This window comes from Streptomyces sp. KM273126 (genome assembly GCF_004337435.2).
GTDB lineage: Bacteria > Actinomycetota > Actinomycetes > Streptomycetales > Streptomycetaceae > Streptomyces > Streptomyces acidicola.
This window is the reverse complement of the sequence record NZ_SJXB02000001.1, coordinates 2380276-2400360: the sequence shown is the minus strand read 5'-3', so window position 1 is coordinate 2400360 and position 20085 is coordinate 2380276. Positions and strand designations below refer to the sequence as shown.

Genomic DNA, 20085 nt, shown 5'->3' with positions numbered 1-20085 from the left:
TGAGGCCTCACTGGCCGGGAACCACAACCGGTCCCGCGACAGGCTCACCGCCGATCTGGTCCGGGGAGGTCGGCGACGAGGTCCCGGGCGAGCAGGCGGAAGTCGTTCGCGGCCCCGAACATGCCCGGAACCAGCACCAGTACCGTGTGCGCCGGGTCGGGACCGACCTTGAGCACATGGACCCGCTCCGTCCCGGCCGGGCCGCCCCCGGCGCCCACGCGCAGCGGGACGTACGGTTCTCGGCCCGCTACGGCAGTGGCGGAGGCAACCGGGCGGGTCGGCGAGGACGCCCAGGTCGGCCTGGGCGGTGAGGCGTCAGGGCCAGGCCGCCGACGATTCCGCCCAGCACCGCCCTGCGTGGCAGATCCCGACTCATGAGGCGCGCCCGCCGGCGGTGGGGGACGTCGCGAGCAGCGCGGGCGATGCGGATAACAGCGCGGCGGCGATCTTCCTCGTGCGTGTCATGAGCGCAATCTCCAGCACCGTCACATCGTGCGGTCCCCCCGCGTGTCAGCGGTCGGTTCCGGTCGTCGGGCAGGTGTCGACGGCGCCCAGTGACACGACATCGCTGAGGCTTACGGTCATCTCGCCCGTCTCCGTCTTGAGCGTCAGGCGCCCGTCGCTGATCCGCAGCGCCTTCCCGCAGACGCTGTCCGAGTTGGTCCTGACGACCAGGCGCGGGTCCTCCGTGACCGGGCCGTACCAGGTCAGACCGACACTGCCGACCAGCGCGGCACCGCAGACGAGGGTGAGCAGGATGCCGAGGCGCAACGCTCGGACGGTGCTCAGTGTCTCCAGGTGGTCGCCGGCTTCGAGAACGGCGGGGGCCGTACCGGTGCCCAGGGGAAGCCGGACCATGCGCGGCGCACCATGGGCCGCGCGCAGCAGAAGGAGGGCACCGGCCGTACCGCACAGCAGGGAGAGCAGGAGGGCCGCGCCCACCGACACACCGTACGGCGCGGCGAGTTTGCTGACGTCGGTGCGTCCCTTGACCAGGCCGAAACCCAGCAGCCCGACGAAGAGGCCGGCGAGTCCGAGGCTCCACGCCTGCGCGGCCTTGCGGGCGAGGGGCAGTTCGTTCGCCAGCAACTCCTGGGCACGGCGGGCCGCCCTACGGTCCGCAGGGGTCGCCGGAGGGCCGGGCGTGGCATGCCGGCCTGCCGTCACGGCCGTTCCAGACGTACGTTCCAGTAGGCGCCGCAGCCCACTTCCTCCTCCGGACGGCCGGAGTGCTCGGTGGCGCAGGTGCAGTAGAGCGGGATCACACCGTTTCCGGAGTTGCGTCGCGGCCTGCGGAACATCCGTCTGGTGTGGACGTACGTGCAGGCACAACCGCACCGCGGGCATGTGCCGCTGAGTACCACCGTCTCCTCGTTGATCTGCGTGAGGTCGAGGCCGGCCGTGTACGTGGCCGCGTAGTCGGCCCTGGTCGTCTCGCGGTACGGGACGGAGGATGCGGTTCCTCCCGGTGCCGGAGTCGTCACGGCTGTCGTCTCTCCATCGAGTCTCCTTCGCGTCTCCTTCGAGCACTCGTGCCTCCCGGCAGTGCGGGGTGACCATGCCACGGGCGCCCAGGTATTCAGGTTGCTCCTCCAGCACATCACGGAGTGGCCGTGATTCTTCATCGCGTCCGGAATACGCCCAGTTCGGGACGGGCCGTTTGATGGAACAGGTTGGCCATCGGGCGGAAGACGGTCGATTTCCGGTCGGGCGTCGGTGACTCGCGCCGACTCGCCATGGCGAGAACCGTGAACAGGCATGATGGCACCGGGAGGGAGGGCCGATGGACGACTCCTCGAAAGTCTCGCTGTCCTCGAATGACCAGCTGCCCCAGCGTGTTGAGGTGACTCTGGCTCGCACGGCGGAGTACTCCGTTCCGAAGGATCCCGGCCAGTACGGTGGGGTGCGCGGACCGGAGCTGGAAGCCGCGATCGCCGAACTCTCCGCCCTTGCCGACGAGTTACGGCATCCGACTGGACGTGAACGGTGTCTGGCGATGGTCGAGGCCCGCCTCGGGGCGCTGACCGCCATCAGGTTCGTACTCGACGGAAGGCCCGAGGACCGGGTCCGGGCACGGGAGTTGCTGGAGGCCGCCCGTGTGTCGGGGGCTCTGGGCGAGGACGCTCGCCGCAGGGCGCACCGGGACCTTCTCGCCCTGCTGGTGTCGCGACTCGTGCGGTTGCTGGCGGAGGTGCCGGAGCCGCGGCAGGCCCGGCCGAACGGCCTGCGGTTCGACGATCTGCGGAAGGCCGTCGAGGTCGGCCGTCTGGCTGACCAAGGCGGCACCGGCATCCCGGAGGACTCCTACCGGCTGTGCCAACTGCTCCTGGAGGACGAATCCCTGGGCCTGACCGCGGAGGACCGGGAAAAGATCAAGATCTTCGTCGCGGCCATGGAGGCGATGCGGCAGGGCGATCTGCGGGGAGTGATCACCGCGGGGGAACGGGCGTTGGCGGCCGACAACGGCACAGGCTTCCTTCTGCCTCAGGTGGTGAACTCGCTCGCGCCCGCGGCCCTTTCGCTGATCCAGGGCAGCGCTGCCGGGACTGGCCGGGCGGAGCAGGCGGAACCCTCCGTCGAGACGCCCACCGATCCGCTGAGAGATCTGTGGGAAATCGCGGCCCTGGCCGAAGCGAGAGATCCCGGAACCCTGGACCCCGGGGAAGTGCCGAAGCTCATCGCGAAGCTGAGCAGCGCCCAGGAATCCGGACAGCACGGTCCTCCGCTGTCGTCACGGATGATCGCGGTCATGTCCCACTACGGACAGGCCATGCGCACCGGGGACATGACCGGCCTGAGTGCGGCGCTGAAGCTCATGCACGAGGCCTTCGCGGCCAACGAGTTCGACGCACAGCAGTTCTCCGGGTGGCTGCTTCCGGTGGCCGCGGGCGTGCTCACCGGCGCCTCCATGATGGGAGGCAGCCTTGAGGACCAGGAGCTGGCGGGCGCCATCTACCGCGATCTGGACCGTTACGTCCCCGAGGACGGCATCGAGGACACCCCCGAGGCGTCCATGCTCCGCCTCTGCGGCCACTGCGTCCGTCTCAGGTTCGACCTGGACGCGGCCCTGGCCGACGGGGACGTGGACGGCATCGAATCCGTGATCACGAGGCTGCAGGACCTGGAGGACGATGCCGGTGAGGCCGAGGAGTGGGTGGGGGTGATGTTCTCCTTCCTCTTCGGTGCCGCGTACCTGTCGCTCGCGCATCTCACCAGGACGGTCGAAGACGTACGGATGGCCACGCACCATTTCGAGCAGATTCTCGAACGAACCGTGGACATCCCCGCCATAAGGTCCCTGATCGATGCCTCGTGGGCGCCTCTGCTGGCGCTGATCGCGATGGTCGAGAAGGACCCCGGCCGCCTCGTCGAAGGGATCGAGCGGAGCCGGTCGGTACTGGCGCGCCCCGGGATGACCTTCGACTTCTCGTCGCGGGTCCGTATGGGGCTCGCCATCGGTCTGCAGTCGCTGCACAAGCTGACCGGCGACGCCGCTCACCTGGACGAGGCCCTGCGGGAGCTGGAGCAGGCCAGAGCGGAGCTGCCACCGGGCGCACCGGGCAACAGTTCCGTCCATGGGATGTACGCCGAGATGCGGGCCCAGCGCGCCGCCACGCGCCACGACACGCCGACGGCATCCGACGCATCCGACGAGGCCGCGACGCACCTTCGGGCCGCTGTCGCCGCCGCGCGGGACGCGCTCCGGGCGTCGGCCGACAACGTGCTGCTGCAGTCCGAGGCACGGCACGCTCTGCAGGTGGCCCGGGAGGCCGCCGACCGAGGGCGCGAGGCCGCACTGTGGGCCCTGCGCGCCGGGGACCCCGAGGAGGCCGTCGGCTGTCTGGAGGCCGGCCGCTCGCTGGTCCTCCAGGCCGCGGCCGAGTCATCGGGGGTCGCCGACCGGCTTGAGGCACTCGGTGCCCGTGAGCTCGCCGGACGGTGGCGCACCGCCGCGTCGGCCAGGGGCTCTTCGTACGCCGCCCAGGACTCCCGCTCCGCGCTCGAGGGGCTGCTGTCCGGGTCACCGGAGGCTGGTCCGGAGCTGCCCAGCGAAGTGCGGCGGGAGTCGCTGGCGCTGCTGCGCGACAGGGAACGCCCCGTCGACGTACCGGCGTCCGAGGCGGTGGCAGCCCTGCGCACGGGCCTGGCGCGGTCCGGGGCCGACGCCTTGGTCCACCTGCTGCCGGGGTCCGGCACGGAGGACGGAGCACTGCTGATCGTCACCCCGGAAGGACCCGTGCGGGCCATTACGTTGCCCGAACTGTCGCAGGGCGGGCGCTCGCCGGTGACGGACTTCCTCGGCGTGGGAGCCCACCGGCAGAAGCTGGCTGCGACGGACTGCGAGGTGTCGCACCAGGAATGGGACCGGACGGACCGGGCATGGACATCGGCGCTCACCACGCTGTGCGACTGGGCAGGCGGCGTACTGGGCCCGCTCCTGGACGAACTCGGCCTGTGGGAGCGGGCCCTGCGCGAGTCCGGCCTCGTCCGGACCCAGGAAGCGGAGAGTACGGACAGCGCCGCCGTACGGCTCGTGCTCGTGCCGTGCGGGGAGCTCGGCGTCGTGCCGTGGCAGGCGGCCGTTCTGCGGCCGCCTGCCACGCACGGTGGCCCCGCGACCGTGTGTGCCTGCGAGGTCGCGGTCGTCTCGCACGCGGCCTCGGGGCGTGAGTTCCTCCGAGCGGCGGTCCGGGAACGCATGCGTCCGGCCGAACGGCCCGCGCTGGTGTACCACGGGTACGACCTCGAGTGGGCGGAGGACGAGGTCAGGAAACTGGCGGACACCTTCTACCCGGACGTCGTCCCCTACTCCGAGGACCACGGCACCCCGCCGACCCCTCAGACCGTCCTGGCGCTGCTGCGTGGCGGCGGTGAGGCTTCCGCCACGCTGGTGCATCTCGCCTGTCACGGCCTGGCCGGGCTGGACCCCACGACCTCGGCGCTTCATCTGGCCCCGTCCCCGGACGCGTCCGCCGACGACGCGACCGCCGGCAACCTCACCCTCAGCACCCTTCTCGACGCCCCGTCCGAGGGGGTCGCCTTCCGCTCCCGTGGACCGCTGGTGGTGTACAGCGCGTGCGAGACGGACCTCACCACACGTGACCACGACGAGGCCCTCACGGTGACCTCGGTGCTGGTGCACCGGCTCGCGACGGACGCGGTCGGGTCCCGATGGCAGGTTCTGGACGGAGCCTCCGAGATCCTCATGCTGGTGTTCCACGACCGGATCGCCGCCGGTCTGGCGCCGCCCGACGCCCTGCGGGCAGCACAGCGCTGGATGCTCACCCGGCCGGACCTGCGTCCGCGGGTGCCGGCGCTCGACGGCATCTCCGAGTACCGGCTCCGCGAGGTCTTCCGCGGCCGGCCCGAGGCCTGGGCCGCCTTCGTACATCAGGGCAACCCGGCGCCCGCCACAGCGTACGAGAGGGGACAAGGGGGTTCGGCATGAACGTTACGGATCTACTCATGTCGCTGAAGGAGAACGGCGTTCTGCTCCGCGGCGAACTGAGCGAGGACGCGCGGGACGTGGTCGTCGCCGCGCTGCGCGAGATGCGCGACGAGACCGCCGCGGGCCGGGTCCAGGGCGCCGCCCGTGCCCTGCGCAGTCTGAAGCGCGCGCTGTCGGTGCTCCCTCCGGGCCATCCCGTGGCGCAACACCTGGGCGGTCGACGGTACTCCTCGGGGGCGCTGCGCCTGCCGCCGGTCGCACAGGTTACGGAGCTGATCGACATCCTCGGTGAACCGCCGCCTGATCCGGAGGAGTTGAGGCGTACGGCCCGCGAACGCCTGCTCGCCGCTCCTGCCCTGTCGTCCGAGGAGTACGCCGGGCTGCTCACCGGCGGGCCGGAGCCGGCCGGGCTGATCCGCCTCCCCGATCCGGGGCGCGGGACGCGGTACCCGCGTTTCCAGTTCAGGCCGGGCACGGCCGAGCCCCTGCCCGTCGTACGGCGGATCAACGAACTGCTTCAGGCGGACCTCGATCCCTGGGGAGCCGCCGACTGGTGGCTGGGCGGCAATGTGTGGCTACGGGGTGTACCGGCGGAGCTCCTCGGCACCCTGCACGACGAGCAGCTCATCAGCGCCGCCGCCGAATTGGTGGAGGCCGACTGATGCCCGGGCAGATCCCGCCCCAGGGCGTCGCCATGGAACCCGTGTTCACCGTGCTTCCCGCAGGGTCCCTGATCTGGCGCTGTCACGCGGGCCACTACGGCGTCGGGCAGTTCAACAGCCGTACGGCGCACGAGCATTTCAAGGGGAGCCGGTTCGACTCCACGGAGGCGGACCCGTACCCCTATCTGTACGCCGCCCTCGACCCGGTGACCGCGCTGGCGGAAGTGCTCCTGAGGTCGGTGGAGTTCAGCGGCGGGAAGGGGACGGCGGCACGGCAGATCCCGTGGGGGCAGGCGTCGCGGTATCTGCTCTCCGCGGTCCGCACGGCCGTGGACGTGCGGCTGGTGGACATCACCAGTGCCGAGGGCCTGGCCGCGGTGTGGCAGGACGAGTGGCTGGTGACCAGCCTCGAGTACGCGCAGACCCGGTACTGGGTCCGGCTGATCCGTGAACACAGCGCCAGTGCACAGGGGTTGTGCTGGACGTCCAAGCGGTGCATGCCCCGCCGGGCCCTGCAGTTCTTCGGCGACCGGTGCGGTGAGCACCTTCTGGCGCCCACGCCCGAGGAGTGTTACCGGCTGGGCTCCCCCACCGATGCGAAGGAGATCAACCGGATGCTGAGTCCGCTGCACGCGGTGATCTCGGAGCCGGGGATCTGAGAACCGGCTCCGGCGCGTCCTCTGGGGCCGTGTCGGACGTGGCGCCTGCCGGCCGACGCCAGGTCCGCCCTTCGGACGGACGACGCCACGTCCGACACACGCCCTAACGCCGCGCCGGAGCCGGCAGGAGCGGCCAGGACCGGGCCAGCTTCATGGCGGCCTCGGTCACCGCCGGGTCGCCGGACCTCGTGGCCACGCCGTCCAGGTAGGCGGCCGCCGCCGCGTCGTAGAGCGCGAGCACGGCGCGGACCCGGTCCTCGGTCGCCTGCCTGCGGTCCTCACGCCGCGCGTCACCCGTGTTCACGGTGGCCCGGGCACGTTCCGTCGCCGCGATGCTCTCCTGGCGCCGGGCCACCAGTTCGGCGCGGCGCTCCACCGCCGTCCGGTAGGCGTCGAGAAAGCCGTGTTCCCTGAACAGCCCCAGGAGCAGGCCGATTCCGCCGGACAGGAGCAGCAGGGCGCAGAACATCGCCGTGACGGTCCCCGGTGCCAGATCCAGCCGGTCGATCAGGGAGGGGGTCGTCCCGCTGTCCACGCCCTGGAAGTCGCCGACGTCCCCGGTGACTTCGGGGCCGTCCTCCTCCTGCATCAGGTACTTGGCGCGCAGGGTCCCGAGCAGTACGGTCAGCGCCGCCCACACCCCGAGCAGTGCGAAGCCCGGTACCCATGAACTCCGGACGGACCCGGTGCTGGCGCGCCAGCGCAGCATGCGTCCCGCCAGGTGCGGCAGGAACACCATGACGATCGCGGCGGCCGCCGACAGGGTGACCGTCTGGGCCTGCGCGGTGAAGGCACCGATGCCGTGGAACGGCTCGAACGCGGCGTAGTAGATGGGCAGTTCGACCAGGAGGATCACCAGAAGCATGGTCCAGTTCATCCATGCGGGAATCCCGGGACGTTTGGTCAGCCCTTCCCAGGCGTCGGTGGTGGCGGGCCGGAGTTGGTCCCGCAGACCTCGGACGGGGACGGAGACGGTGTGGGGCGCCGTGTCCCGGGAGTCGGCGGGCCGGGGCGCCTCCCCCGTGCGGGGGACCGACTGCAGTACGTCGGGTCCCTCGTCGTCGGAGGAGGCCGCCCGCTGCCCCTGCGCCGGCACCGTGGCGGGAGACCCCGTTGAGGTGGGCTGGTCGCGGTCGCCGGTGTCACGGGGACGGGGCGATGGGGCCGCGGGGAAGGTGGTCTCCATCCACCGCGTCTCCAGCCGCGCCCGGATGCCGTCACGGAACCGGTTCCAGCGGTTGGCGCGCTGGGCGAGGAGGTCAAGCTGGTCCTTGGCCGTAGTGATCTGTTCCTCCGCCTCGCGCAGCCGGAGTTGGATCAACTCGGTGTCGGCCTCGCACCGGGTGACGTCGGACTCGGCCCGGGCGTCGTCCAGTCTCGCCTGTTCTTCGGTGAGCCCCGCCTCCTCACCGATCCGCCCGACCACACGGTCCCGCACGGAGGCGAGTTCGGCGAAGTAGGGGACGCGATCCCCGCTCTGCAGGATCCAGGGATCCAGCACTCCGCGTTTGGCTGCCTTGCCGCCCATGGCGCGGGCGGTGTCCAGCAGTTTGCGTTCCGCCTGGTCGCTCAGGACGGTGGTGCCGCCGACCCGTGTCCGGGGCAGGGGGGCTTGCCGGCCGGCGGTGCGCCGCTGGTCCCCTCTCCTGGGGGACGGCAGAGTCAGCGGGTTCCGCCGCTGGCGGCGTGGGTCACTGGTACTTGGTGTTGACATGGGCCTTGGCCCTCCCCTCGAGTACTTCCGTCCAGAACGCCTCGAACTGTTTCTGCTGGCTCGGTTTGTTCGCGTACTTCATGCCGTAGCCGACGGGGAAGACCTCCATGCCCTTGATACCGGGCAGGCCACGCTCATTGACGAGGGAGTCGATGGTCTGGGCGCGCTTCGCCTCCGTGGCTATGTTGCCACCCCTGCCCAGCGAGAAATCGGGGTCGGCCTGCTCGAAGTCGCTCACCACCAGCAGCCTGGCGCCCGGGCCGTCCGTGGGCATCTTCGAGGCGATGCGGTCGAGGCCGCCCCACACGTCGGAGCCGGGCCGGTCGTCACGGGCGCAGTCGAGTTCCTTGAGCGCCTGCTTCGCGGCGAGCAGGCGGGCCTGCTCGCGCTGCTTGTCCTGGTCCGTGGTCGCACCGTGCGGCGGGTCGAGATCGACCTGTTCCACCTTGCAGGACGAGCTCTGCGAGGTGGAGGTGATGGGCGCGAAGTCGACGCTGCCGCACTCCTGGTCCTTGAGGAACGGGATCAGCGCATCCTGGAGTTTCGCCTTCGCGTCGAACCCGTCCTTCGTCGGGTTGCCTGAGCCCGACCCGTCGACGACCACTCCGCAGGGCGTGGTGAGCGCCTTGGCGGGCTGGGAGCACGAGACCAGGCCGGTGAGCAGCACGGCCGGGGACAGCAGGCCGAGGAGTCTGCCCGCACGGGAGCCGCGGGGGCAAAGTGGTGCTGAGGACTGCACGGTGACCTTCCTTGTGGTCGAAGAGCTCATCCCCGGCCGCTTCCTGCGCGGGCCGCGCCGCCTCGTATGGCCTGGGTGTCGAGGATGGCCAGTGCCTGCTCCACCGCTGTCGGGTCGGCTCCCGGAAGCGGTGCTGCTCCCCCGTACCAGCGGTCGGAGCGCAGGCCGTCGTCGAGCCGGTGCCAGGTGGGGTCGAGTTCGGCCTTGCCCGGCAGCCAGCCGGCGGGGCGCCTCTCCGGGACCGCGAGCGAACCCTCCGGGGCCTCCAGCAATCGGCGGGCGCGCGTCCAGGCCGCGTCCCAGTAGCAGGTCAGAAGGTGGTTGGCCTCGTCGACGAGGCCCTGGGCGCGGGACCGGCAGACGGCCGCGGAACTGCGCCATGTGCCTACCGTCCTGCCGTACCTGGCCAGAGCCGCCGGGGCGGGCTCGCCTCGCACGGTGTACTGGGTCACCACCCGGACGGATTCCGCGTAGATCTGCTCGACGAGTTCGCGATTGCTGTGGAGCAGCCGTGACCGCAGTCGCGTGGTGCTGCGCGTGACCTGGGCCCGCACGCCCAGGACGTAGGGAGGCAGCTGGTCGTCGGAGGGACGGTGGCCGGATCCCGCGTCCGCCAGTAGGTCCAGGAGCCCTTGGGCGTCCCGTCTGCCATGGATGCGGGCGATGGCCGCCGAGACGAATCCGATTCTCAGTCTTCGGACTGATCCACCGGTGCGGCCGGAATTGATCATCGGAGTAACCCCCATTTCCCGCGCGGCACCCGAAGGGATCATTGCGCGATGACGGAAAGAGTAGCGGAATGGATCCCGGCCGGAGGGTCGGAAAGGATGGCGGAATTGATCATTCAGCGGTCTCGCCGGAAACCAACCGGATTTCAACCACCTACCGACCGGGAAATGGCGAGGGGGCCATTGCGGCGCCAATCCGGAACTCGACATACTCGCGGGGCAGTGGCCGGAAGCCGGAAGGGGGAGCGGGCATGCGGGTCCGGATCAGTGGAACACACTTCCCTGTGGAAACACTGGGGCCGGGACGGCGTCTCGGTGTCTGGTTCCAGGGCTGTTCTCTCGCCTGCGCCGGCTGTATGTCCCGGCACACCTGGGATGCCCGAGGGGGAGGGTCCAAACCCCTCTCCGCGTTACTGGAGTTGTGGGGGGAGGCGCTGGAGAGGGGTGCGGAGGGGCTCACCGTCAGTGGCGGTGAGCCCCTCCAGCAGCCGGCCGCGCTGGCCCGACTGCTGGCCGGCGCGGCCCGTCTGCGGGACCGGAGGGCGACCCCGGCCCGGACGGCGGACCAGGCCCATGGACCGGGCGCCCCGGACCTCCTGGTCTACACGGGCTACGAGCCGGACGAACTGACGGACGATCACAAGGCGGCGCTCACCCATGCCGATGCCGTGGTCACGGGACGGTTCCGGGTGGCCGAGCCGACCCGTCTGGTGTGGCGGGGCTCGGCCAATCAGCGGATCCGGCCGCTCACCCCACGGGGTGCGGCCCGGTACGCGCCGCACCTGGAGCGGGAGAGCGCGGGCGCCCGGCTCCAGGCGGTGGTCGAAGGGGACGGGGCGGCCATGGCCGTCCGGTTCTACGGGGTGCCGCTGCACGGCGAACTGGCCAGGGTGGAGCGTGAGTTGAGGGCGGCAGGGGTGTCACTCAAGGAGTCGAGTTGGCGGCCCTGAGCGCGTCGGCACGGTCCGGCCGTCGCGCCACCAGACGCACCTGCCAGGTGCTGTCCTCGCGCAGCTCCTGCCGAACGGCCCACAGCAGCCAGCGGGCGGCGGTCTCGGCCGGCAGGCCACCACGGCCCGCGCCCAGCAGAGGGAAACAGACGGTGGACAAGGGTATGGACAGCGACTCACGCTCGGCCCGGGCGAGCGAGAACGTCGCCCGCACGGCCTCGGCGAGCACGGCCGGTGCGACGTGGTAACGGTCACCGTCTTCGACGGGGGTGGAGACGGCGGCGTGGTAGACGCGTCGTACACCATGCGAGGCAAGTGCGCCCGGCGCCGTGGGGACCACGGTGCCGGGCCGCACCGGCAGTCCCGTACGGCCGTGACCGCGGAGCCAGGTGGTCAACTCCCGTGGCAGGACGTCGTCCACGATCTCCCCGCCGGCGTTCCGGACGGCCGCCGCCCTGCGCAGGGCACCGGAGACGGTGGGCCGGAAGATCTTGGACATCTCCAGATAGGTGTTCTCCGAGGAGACCAGGATGTCCGTGTCCCGGACCAGTTCGATCGGGCAGACACGGATCGTGATCCGGCTCGTGACGTGCGAGGGCACCGGTCCGGTGGGCGGCGGGCCGGCGAGGGGGCGCTCGGAGGCCGGAAGGGGCCGGGGGCTTGGCACGCCGCACGCCGCACGGGCTCGCCCCGTCGACTGTGCGGCCTCGCGGGCCAGGTCCAGGGCGGCCGCGGCGAGTTCGGCCACGAGCTGCGGTTCGTGGCTCCTGCGGAACCGTTCGGTGCTGACGCCGTAGACGGCCGCGGCGGCCTTCCGCCGGTCGGCGGCGGCCACCCCGCGCCGGTCGGGGAACAGCCCGAAGGTGTGCGCGGCAGCGCGGGCGAGCGGATCGCAGGCCGGTTCGTCACGCAGCGGGCCACCGCCCGCGAGATGCTGCGCCGCCGCCGCCAAAAGCCTCTCGACGCCCTGGAGTTCGTCGCCCTCGCCGGTGCACGTCCCGGCCGCCACGGCGACCTCCCGCAACGCCTCGTGAAGGCAGTGCCGCAGCCCGGGCAGCCCCGGCCGCCTGATGCCTTTCAGCTCCTCGACGAGGGTCTGGTGCGTGGGAAGGTCGCGCATGAGATGCATGGTAATCGCCCATGAGACGCGAGGTAATCCCGGAGGCGCGTGGGGCGCGAGGGAGGAATTGGAAAGATTCCTTCCGCTCCCGTACGGAATTGGAGGGATTCATTCCGCTCCTGCGTGATCACGAAACTCCGGATAATGGATTCCGGCCCGTGAGGCTCCGCCCGTATTCTCGTTCCGCTTCCGCCCGATCGGCGCCCGCCGGATTCGAGGCCGACTTCCGGAAGGCCAACAGTGACTGATTTCGTCTCCTCCGCGGACGGCGGCTTCATCCCTCACGCCCGCGAGACCCGCTCGGTCCGCGGCGACGTACCGGAGGTCCTGGCGGGAAGATTCGCCCTGGTGAAAGTGATACGGGCCGCCGAACGCCCCAGCCAGGCCGTTGTCCTGCGCGTACGCAGGGCCGGCGCCGGCGCCGAAGGCGCGCCCCTGGTGCTGAAGTGGTACCACTGGATGCACGCCCCGGACGAGAAGGTCGTACGGCTCTTCGGCGAGAACCCCGGGCCCCACCTGGAGCAGCTGGTGGAGGAGGGCGAGGCCGAGGGCCACCCGTACCTGGTGTTCCGGTCGCACGGCGAGACGGACCTGGCCGCCCACCTCGAGGAGAATCCCGGGGCGCTGGCGCCCGGAAGGGTTGAGGAGGTGGCCCGGCAGCTGCACGCGGCGGTGTCGGCGCTGCACGAGCACGAGGTGGTCCACCGGGACATCACCCCGGACAACATCATGGTGGAGAGCCGCCGCGGTGACGCCCTCGACCTCGTACTGGTCGACATCGGGGTCGCCGTCCACGGGGACGGCGAACAGACGGGAGCACGCCGGGCCTGGCGGGGCAAGCCGCGCTACCTCGCGCCCGAGGCCGGGCCGCTCCACCAGACCGTCTCCGAGGCCGGCGACTGGTGGTCGGTGGGTATGGTCCTCGCCGAACTCGCCCTGGGGACACACCCCGTGGACTTCTTCAGCGACGAGGCGGTCCTCAGGGAGATCGCCACACACGAACCCGACGTCAGCGGCATCCGCGACCCGCGGACGCGTCGGCTGTGCGAGGGGCTGTTGACCCGGGCGCCGGAAGACCGCTGGGGCGCCGAAGAGGTCGAGGCGTGGCTGGCCGGTGAGTCCCCGGCCGTCGCCGGCCGGACCCGGCACCCGGCGCCGGAGGCCGAGCCGCCCACCACCGTCCGCCCCTTCCATTTCCTCGGCGAGCGGTTCACGGAGACGGAGCACCTGGCCCGGGCCCTCGACCTCCACCACCTCGCCGCCGCGGCGATGCTGGCCGACCCCGAGGACCGCGCCGCCCTGACGGACTGGCTCGGCCAGTTCGAGACCGCGGGCGGACGCAGCCCCGAGGAGCTGCGCCGGCTGGCCGCTCTCCGCGACGAACTGCGGAGCCCGCCCAGCCCCGGAACAGACATCAGGCTGATCACCTGGCTCGGCCCGTACCGGGAGGCGTCCTGCTGGGGGCTTCCGCTGAGCGTCGAGGGCATCCGGGCCCTGAGCCGGGCGGTCCGGCAGGGCGACGAGGAGGCGCTCGCCCTTCTGCGGCACCTGACGGCGACACCGGAGACACTCACCGTTCTCACGCGGCGTCCGCGCGGCGAGGGACTCGACGAGACGGGCGACCGCTGGCTCGCCCTGCGGACCCGCTGGCCGCACCTCGTCCGGGAACTGCGCCGAAGCCAGGGCATCGGTCGGCTGGACCGCGTCCGCAGGGCGCTGAAACAGAACCCCGCCGTGGACGCGCGGCTTCTTGAACTGGCCCGGGAACCCGCCCGCGCCGCTGCACGCCTCGAAGCGGAAACGGCGACGGTACGGGGCCGACTGGCCACACCCGTGCCCTGGTTCGACCGGCTGACGCTGGCCGGACAGGACGACCCGCCGCTGCTTCTGGTGGCGCTGCTCCTGGCCGAGCACGCCGTCCGCGAGGCTGAGGAACTGCACCGACGGCGCCTCGACGAAGAGATCCAGCGGCTGATGGACGAGGACACCGACGGCGTGGTGGCCGTCATGCGCCGTATGGACCGCCTGCCCACGCTGACCTGGGCGCTGCTGGGCGCAACCGTCCTCATGGCTCCGTGGTGCTTCGTGATCGGACTGGCCGACGTCCTCGGCCGGGCCTCCCAGGAGGCGGTCGTCGTCGCATGGCTGGAGGCACTCCCGGCAGCAGCCGCGGTCTTCATGCTGGAACTTCTGACCGCCGCCTACATCGGTCCGCCCTCGTACCACCCCCACCGTTCGCTGGCCGGACTCCTGATCCGCACCGCCGACCGCCCCGCGAGGCTGGTGCTGTCCCGGCGGCTTCGCACCCTGCTGCCCGCCGCGGCTCTCCTGCTGTGCGCCGTCCTGCTGGGCTTCTACGCGATCGCCGTCGCGCCATGGATCTGGCCGCTGGCCTGCGTCCTGGCCCTCGGCGTATGGAGCGCCCACCGCTGCCGGGTGTGGCGTCGTGACAGGCGGGCGGGCCTGGCCCGCCGGGCGGAGGTGCGGCGCGGCCATGTCGCCGCACGACGTGTTTGACAGCTGACGTCCGGCGAACGCGCCGGGAGGAACGGAACTCGGGGAAATCAAGGTGAACAAGGTGAACGAGGCGGGCAAGGTGGGCAAGGTGGGCAAGACATGAGCGCAGGCGTCGCGATCCCCTCCCTCGACCTGGTGTCACCGGCGGTGGCCTTCCCGCCTCCGCCTCCGCCGGTCGGCGCGTACGCGCTGCCGCACACCGGTGCAACACCGCTCGACTACGCGACCGACGCGTCCACGCACCTGTCGGACGCGGTCGGCCATGGCCTGGGCGAGGCGGCGGACGCGGCCCTGCAGGTACTCGGATCGCTCAGCGGGGTGCTGCTCGCGGGCCGGGCCGCGCTGCTCACCACGCGTGCCCTGGCCTCGGCCGCCGTCCGGGCGGCCGAGGAACAACGCTGTCTGGAACGGCAGGAGGAGATCTCCGCCGCGGCCGCCGAGCAGTGGCAGGCGGCCGCCTACGCCGTGGCGCGCGCCAACGCCCGCAGGGCGGCGCTGCTGGCCAGGGCCGCCCGCGCCACCGCAGCGGAGGGCGGGGGCGAGGGACCGCCGCGTCCTGAACTCCCCCCATGGCTCGACCCGGTGGGGCGGCGACTCGGTGAACTGCGCGACGAACTGGCCCGCTTCGAAGAGGCCGTCCGGAACGCCGAGAAGACCTGGACGGCGTGGGAGGTCCGGCAGCTCACCGCCGTACTGGACACCGCGGCCGAGGACGAGGGCGACGACGCGTGGCGACGCATGATCCGGGACCGTCAGAAAGCCATGGTCGACCGCCACATGGAGACCCGTACCGCACAGGCCGAGCAGGCGGAGGAGACCGTCACGGTGGTGCCGCGCGTGACGGCGGACCCGCGACAGGGCACGGAGGCCGTACGGCAGCTCGGCGCCGACATCCTGGCCGCACTGGACCCCCAGGCGGACCCGAAGACAGCCGCACTGGCCGCCGCCGCGGTGGGCAGCGCCGTGCGCCGGGCCACGGAGAACCCGGCAAAGGCCCGACGTCACCTGGGCGACGCACGCAGGGTCGTCCAGGACGCCAACCGGAAGGCGGTGGAGCGCCGGGCCCGTACCGAATGGGCCGCCGCCCAGCTCGACTTCCTCACCCGGCGGGCACCCGAGGGCGCCGATCCCCTCCCCGAGGCCCCCGACGCTGAGAAACCACTGCGCAGGCTGCTGGAGGACGAGGTGCCCCTCGGACCAGAGGAGCGACGGCTGGTGGAACTCAGGGTCACCGAGCGACTGAACCATCTGGAATCCCTCTACGTGCACGCGCAGTGCTCCCAGGTTCTGGCCGAACTGGCGGCCCGGTACGGCGGCCCCGCCGACGCCACCCGGCCCGAGGGCCAGGAACTGCGGCTGGACTGGACCCCCGAGGGGTGGGGTCCGGACCACTGGCTTCGGGCGACCCTCACCGGCGGGACCTTCCGCGTCGCCACCATGTATCGCGGCGGGCCGGGCGAGCGGCGGCCGGAGGACCGGCGGCTCGACGACGAGCGCTGCGCCGAGGCCCGGCGACGGCTGGAGGAGTTCACCGAGGTGGCCCGTGACCTGGGACTCACCGTCGCCTTCCGGATCGAGCAGACCGAAGGCGCGCGCCCCGGGCTCCTCGGTGAGGACGGCACCGTCGTCCTGGACGGCGACGCCCTCACCGGCGTACGGCGGGACGCGGCGCCGCAGGACGAGCAGTCACCTCCCATCGAACGGGTCGTGGGTGAGGACGGCCGCCGCGGACATCGCCGCCGCTGACATCGCCGCCGCGCTTCGCAGAAGGAGAAACCCATGGACCTGGGAAAGGAACCACGGCTGGTGCCCCAGTTCCCGCTGTTCGCCGAGGAGTTGGCCGGAACCCTGAGCGTGCACGCGCAGTACGTGCTGCACGGCAACTTCGGCGACCTGCACCTCGTCCGCATCCGTGACCGTGACCACCCGCTCCATCTTCTCGAGGTGCTGTGGAACCGGCTGCGGCCGTTGGGATACCAAGCCCTCCTGAGTCTCGACCAGATCAGGGGGATCCAGGTGATGCAAGCGGACCAGGCGGCGCGGGACGCCGTGCTGACGCTGCTGGAGACGCCGAAGCCGATGGACTTCCCCGGCGCCGGATCGGATCAACTGCGGCACACCATGGCGCAGTTGCAGTTGATCGTGTCCGGGTGGCGGGACGAACGGGAGACGGCCCACGACGGCCGGGCGCTGCCGCCCCTGCGCGTCGCCCTGGTGATCGACCACGCCTCGCGCCTGGTCGGCGACGTCAACCGCCTGAATCCCGACGAGCGCGACTTCTTCCTCTCCTGCCTGCAGCTCGCGCACGAGGCCGACCCTGTCGAGATCCCCGCCCCGCCCGGGACGGCGGGTCCATGGCCGGCGCTGTTCAATCCGGTGATCTGGCTGGCCGACGGCGAACGCGACCTGCCGAACTGGCTGCCCGCGGGCAGCGAGCGGATCCGCACCGTGGCGGTTCCGCAACCCGACGCGGACGAGCGGCAGCGGATGGCACAGGAACTCCTGCGCGAGTACCGGAGGAGGTCGTCGGCGCGCCCGCTGTCCGGGGACGAGGCCGCGGAGGCCGTCGGTGCCTTCGCCCGCGCGGCCTCGGGCATGAGCCTGACCGCGATGCACGGGAGCCTCCAGCTGGCGCTCGCCCGGAACATCCCGTTCACCAGGATGCCGGACGCTGTACGCGTCTACCGGCTCGGTGTGGAGAAGAATCCCTGGAGCCGGAACGAGATCCGGCAGCGCATCCTCAAGGGCGAGGACCCCAAAAACGAGCGGTCCATCCCGCGCCGGGTCCTCGGCCAGGAGGCCGCGGTCGCGATGACCCTGGACATCCTCAAGCGTGCCGCGCTGGGTCTGTCCGGTGCGCAGGCCACCAGTCCGGGACACCGACCCCGGGGCGTGCTCTTCTTCGCCGGCCCCACGGGAACCGGCAAGACGGAGCTGGCGAAGGCGGTCGCGTCCGTGCTCTTCGACAGCGACCAGGCGTATCTGCGCTTCGACATGAGCGAGTTCTCCGCGGCCCACGCCGCCGACCGCCTGGTCGGAGCACCGCCCGGCTATGTCGGCTACGAGGCGGGCGGCGAACTCACCAAGGCGGTGCGGGAGAACCCGTTCCGGGTCATCCTCTTCGACGAGATCGAGAAGGCGGACAAGGGTGTTCTGGACAAGTTCCTACAGGTCCTGGAAGATGGCCGGCTCACCGACGGACAGGGCGTCACCACGTACTTCAGCGAATGCGTGCTGATCTTCACCTCCAACCTGGGTGTGCAGCACGTCGACCCCACGACACAGGAGTGGAGGCCGCTGGTGGAGCCCGGTGGCCCTTACTCGGAGTTGGAGCGGAAGGTCCGCCAGAACATCAAGGAGCACTTCGAACGAGTCGTGGGCCGACCCGAGTTGATGAACCGGCTCGGCGGCAACGTCGTCGTCTTCGACTTCATCTCCCCGGAGGTCGCCGAGCAGATCTTCGACCTGCAGGTCGGGAACGTCCGGCGGCAGCTCGCCGCCGGGCACGGCATCACCCTGGAACTGACGGACGAGGCACGCGCGATCCTGCTCGGCCACTGCACCCAGGACCCTTGGAAGGGCGGCCGCGGTATCGGCATGGTCCTGGAGACCCACCTGATCAACCCCCTGGCCCGGGCCCTGTTCGCCGCTCCGGATCTCGCTCCGGGGGCAGTGGCACTGGTCTCGGACGTGACGCAGGACGACTCGGGCCGGGTGGAGATCGCGGTCGAGTTCAAGGCCGGCACGCGGAGGACGGGCACGGGGTAAAGGAAGACGGAGGCGATGGACGCGGGGTACGGAGGGGGGAACGGTGCGGAATCACACGGCCGGTGAGGACCCGGAAGATCCCGAAGACCTCGGGGACGACAGCGACGACGGCCTGGAGCGGTTCTCGCCGAGAGGCATCCGTCCTCCGCGAGACCGTCCTGGAAGGGGCCGTGTCTCCCCGGAGACGGTCCCGTGCCCCGCCTGCGGCCGGCCGCTGCCGACCGGAATCACCTCGTGCCCTGCATGTCTGTCGCCCGTGGGCGGACAGACGGGCGCACCGCCACCGGCCCCCTCACAAGCCGTGGCGGTTCGGCTGGTCTTCCGCAAAGCCGGAGGGTATCTGGAAGTCCCGCCCGGTGAAGAGGTGCACCTGGGCCGCGACAACACCTGGGCACCGAGGGCCTCCGCACTCCTCGCCGGCGAAACCACCGTCTCCGAGCAACACGCCTGCGTGACCTGTTCCGACGACGGCACCCTCACGGTCACGGAGGTGCCGCGAGGCTCCAGCAACGGAGTGAAGGTCAACGACCGTGTGCTCACCCCCGGCAGACCGGAGCCTCTCAGAGACGGGGACACCGTGTGGCTCGGCCCCAAGATCGCCTTCACGGTGCGGGATCCCCGGTGACGGTGCGTCAGCTGCCACTCGGGTTTACGCGCGTCACACGGGGCAAAAACTCCCCCGGGCGCGGCGCACACCGTCACCGCGCACCAGCGAGCCGGCACAACCACATGCACTGAGCTTCGTCCGCCAGGTCCGCGACCCCACGAAGCGTCACGGAACCCGGCCCCACCCGAGAGGTTCGCATGACCAAGCCCAGATCGTCCGGTCCGCGGCACCGCGGATCCTGGACCGTCATATTCTTCGCCCTGATCGCCGCCCTGCTGCTGCCGGGGGCAACACCCGCCCACGCCTTCGCGGGCGCCGCCTTCCACACGCAGAGTTCGGGCAACCGCGGCAGCGATGTCGCCGCCCTCCAGCATCTGCTGGGAGCGCGCGGCCACACCGTGGCCACCGACGGCGTCTTCGGCTCCGGGACGACCGCCGCGGTCAAGGCGTTCCAGAGCGCGCAAGGGCTCACCGCCGACGGCATCGTCGGACCCAACACCTGGGGTCGGCTGGTCGTCACCGTCCAGCAGAACGACAGCGGACCCGCGGTGAAGGCCGTCCAGTCCCTGCTCAACGCCAAGCGCTCCGCCGGACTCGCCGTGGACGGCGCCTTCGGGGCCGGAACCGCCACGGCGGTGCGGAACTTCCAGAGCCACGCGGGGATCACGGCGGACGGCGTCGTCGGCCCCGAGACCTGGCGCAACCTCGTCTGGCACTACGAACTCATCAATTTCTCCGCCAACATGTGCGACCAGAACCCGGACGGCAACACCGCCGCGAACTGGGCCACCGCCTCCTCCGTCGCCCAACTCGAAGCGGCCGCCACCTCCTTCGCCTCCACCGGCAACGGCAAGGTGCCCGTGGGCGACGCGGGCTGGGAGCACGGCGGTCCCATCCCCGGCCACGCCAGCCACCAGGTCGGGGTCGACATCGACATCTGGCCGATCCGCAGCGACTCGGCCCAGTGCACCGCCGGACGCATCACCTGGCAGTCCGCCACCTACGACCGCGCGGCCACCCGCCAGCTCGTCCAGGCCATCCGGGCCGCGGCCCCCGGCCATGTCGCGCTGATCTTCTTCAACGACCCGCAGCTCATCGCCGAGGGCCTGACGACGCAGTACGCGAACCACGACAACCACCTGCACGTCCGCTATGTCTGAGCCGGTCGCCGG

The 20085-nt window shown here is 71.3% G+C and carries 16 protein-coding genes; 9 read left to right on the top strand and 7 right to left on the bottom strand.

The window, feature by feature from the left end; translation table 11 throughout:
* Positions 1-44 precede the first annotated feature (44 nt).
* The 3 genes from E0500_RS10315 to E0500_RS10305 all read right to left on the bottom strand — a co-directional run bounded on the left by E0500_RS10315 (position 45) and on the right by E0500_RS10305 (position 1484).
* Positions 45-176, bottom strand: a complete 132-nt coding sequence (locus E0500_RS10315) for a hypothetical protein (protein WP_258572728.1) — start codon at positions 174-176, stop codon at positions 45-47.
* 334 nt (positions 177-510) lie between these two features.
* Complete coding sequence (locus tag E0500_RS10310; RefSeq protein ID WP_131564969.1) at positions 511-1167, bottom strand: hypothetical protein; 657 nt, start codon at positions 1165-1167, stop codon at positions 511-513.
* The gene (locus E0500_RS10305) at positions 1164-1484 is read right to left on the bottom strand and encodes a hypothetical protein (protein ID WP_131564967.1); all 321 of its coding nucleotides are present in this window, start codon (positions 1482-1484) and stop codon (positions 1164-1166) included. The genes E0500_RS10310 and E0500_RS10305 overlap by 4 nt, the downstream gene beginning before the upstream one ends.
* A gap of 359 nt (positions 1485-1843) precedes the next feature.
* Between E0500_RS10305 and E0500_RS10300 the strand changes: the two genes are divergently transcribed.
* Genes E0500_RS10300 through E0500_RS10290 form a run of 3 tightly spaced genes read left to right on the top strand, consistent with a single transcriptional unit; the run spans position 1844 to position 6770 of the window.
* Entirely contained in the window at positions 1844-5449 is a 3606-nt protein-coding gene (locus tag E0500_RS10300; protein ID WP_165935045.1) for a CHAT domain-containing protein, read from the top strand.
* Positions 5446-6111 carry a hypothetical protein gene (locus E0500_RS10295; RefSeq protein WP_131564962.1) on the top strand — a complete coding sequence of 222 codons (666 nt, stop codon included), beginning with the start codon at positions 5446-5448 and terminating at the stop codon, positions 6109-6111. Before E0500_RS10300 ends, E0500_RS10295 begins: the two co-directional genes overlap by 4 nt.
* On the top strand, positions 6111-6770 hold the full coding sequence (locus E0500_RS10290; RefSeq protein ID WP_131564960.1) for an RES family NAD+ phosphorylase: 660 nt from the start codon (positions 6111-6113) through the stop codon (positions 6768-6770). The genes E0500_RS10295 and E0500_RS10290 overlap by 1 nt, the downstream gene beginning before the upstream one ends.
* 103 nt (positions 6771-6873) lie before the next feature.
* Here the strand turns inward: E0500_RS10290 and E0500_RS10285 are convergent, their stop codons facing one another.
* The 3 genes from E0500_RS10285 to E0500_RS10275 are packed head-to-tail and all read right to left on the bottom strand — an operon-like array spanning position 6874 to position 9954.
* On the bottom strand, positions 6874-8484 hold the full coding sequence (locus tag E0500_RS10285; protein WP_131564958.1) for a hypothetical protein: 1611 nt from the start codon (positions 8482-8484) through the stop codon (positions 6874-6876).
* Positions 8462-9253 (bottom strand): hypothetical protein, encoded by a 792-nt coding sequence (locus tag E0500_RS10280; protein ID WP_131564956.1) that lies wholly within the window; start codon positions 9251-9253, stop codon positions 8462-8464. Before E0500_RS10280 ends, E0500_RS10285 begins: the two co-directional genes overlap by 23 nt.
* Entirely contained in the window at positions 9250-9954 is a 705-nt protein-coding gene (locus E0500_RS10275; RefSeq protein WP_131564954.1) for a hypothetical protein, read from the bottom strand. The genes E0500_RS10280 and E0500_RS10275 overlap by 4 nt, the downstream gene beginning before the upstream one ends.
* Before the next feature lie 248 nt (positions 9955-10202).
* Here E0500_RS10275 and E0500_RS10270 point away from each other — a divergent pair, with 248 nt between their 5' ends.
* Positions 10203-10901 carry a 4Fe-4S single cluster domain-containing protein gene (locus E0500_RS10270; protein ID WP_131564953.1) on the top strand — a complete coding sequence of 233 codons (699 nt, stop codon included), beginning with the start codon at positions 10203-10205 and terminating at the stop codon, positions 10899-10901.
* Here E0500_RS10270 and E0500_RS10265 read toward each other — a convergent pair.
* Positions 10876-12021: a macro domain-containing protein gene (locus tag E0500_RS10265; RefSeq protein ID WP_181586938.1), complete on the bottom strand. Its 1146-nt coding sequence runs from the start codon at positions 12019-12021 to the stop codon at positions 10876-10878. The genes E0500_RS10270 and E0500_RS10265 overlap by 26 nt on opposite strands.
* A gap of 240 nt (positions 12022-12261) precedes the next feature.
* Here E0500_RS10265 and E0500_RS10260 point away from each other — a divergent pair, with 240 nt between their 5' ends.
* From E0500_RS10260 to E0500_RS10240, 5 genes are all read left to right on the top strand, one after another.
* On the top strand, positions 12262-14538 hold the full coding sequence (locus E0500_RS10260) for a protein kinase domain-containing protein (protein WP_131564948.1): 2277 nt from the start codon (positions 12262-12264) through the stop codon (positions 14536-14538).
* Between the two features lie 99 nt (positions 14539-14637).
* Complete coding sequence (locus tag E0500_RS10255) at positions 14638-16284, top strand: hypothetical protein (RefSeq protein WP_131564945.1); 1647 nt, start codon at positions 14638-14640, stop codon at positions 16282-16284.
* A gap of 33 nt (positions 16285-16317) precedes the next feature.
* Positions 16318-18306, top strand: coding sequence for an AAA family ATPase (locus tag E0500_RS10250; protein ID WP_131564943.1), 1989 nt, complete (start codon positions 16318-16320; stop codon positions 18304-18306).
* Between the two features lie 301 nt (positions 18307-18607).
* A complete protein-coding gene (locus E0500_RS10245) occupies positions 18608-18931 on the top strand; it encodes an FHA domain-containing protein (RefSeq protein ID WP_309505014.1) in 324 nt (107 codons plus the stop codon).
* Positions 18932-19110: 179 nt separating this feature from the next.
* The gene (locus tag E0500_RS10240; protein WP_131564941.1) at positions 19111-20073 is read left to right on the top strand and encodes a penicillin-insensitive murein endopeptidase; all 963 of its coding nucleotides are present in this window, start codon (positions 19111-19113) and stop codon (positions 20071-20073) included.
* The last annotated feature ends 12 nt before the right edge of the window (positions 20074-20085 follow it).

Excerpts from the sequence above, each read along its gene's own strand:
- E0500_RS10240 (WP_131564941.1), top strand. The coding sequence starts at position 19,111 with ATGACCAAGCCCAGATCGTCCGGTCCGCGGCACCGCGGATCCTGGACC.
- E0500_RS10250 (WP_131564943.1), top strand. The coding sequence starts at position 16,318 with ATGGACCTGGGAAAGGAACCACGGCTGGTGCCCCAGTTCCCGCTGTTC.
- E0500_RS10270 (WP_131564953.1), top strand. The coding sequence starts at position 10,203 with ATGCGGGTCCGGATCAGTGGAACACACTTCCCTGTGGAAACACTGGGG.
- E0500_RS10255 (WP_131564945.1), top strand. The coding sequence starts at position 14,638 with ATGAGCGCAGGCGTCGCGATCCCCTCCCTCGACCTGGTGTCACCGGCG.
- E0500_RS10265 (WP_181586938.1), bottom strand. The coding sequence starts at position 12,021 with ATGCGCGACCTTCCCACGCACCAGACCCTCGTCGAGGAGCTGAAAGGC.
- E0500_RS10285 (WP_131564958.1), bottom strand. The coding sequence starts at position 8,484 with ATGTCAACACCAAGTACCAGTGACCCACGCCGCCAGCGGCGGAACCCG.
- E0500_RS10280 (WP_131564956.1), bottom strand. The coding sequence starts at position 9,253 with ATGAGCTCTTCGACCACAAGGAAGGTCACCGTGCAGTCCTCAGCACCA.
- E0500_RS10295 (WP_131564962.1), top strand. The coding sequence starts at position 5,446 with ATGAACGTTACGGATCTACTCATGTCGCTGAAGGAGAACGGCGTTCTG.
- E0500_RS10290 (WP_131564960.1), top strand. The coding sequence starts at position 6,111 with ATGCCCGGGCAGATCCCGCCCCAGGGCGTCGCCATGGAACCCGTGTTC.
- E0500_RS10275 (WP_131564954.1), bottom strand. The coding sequence starts at position 9,954 with ATGATCAATTCCGGCCGCACCGGTGGATCAGTCCGAAGACTGAGAATC.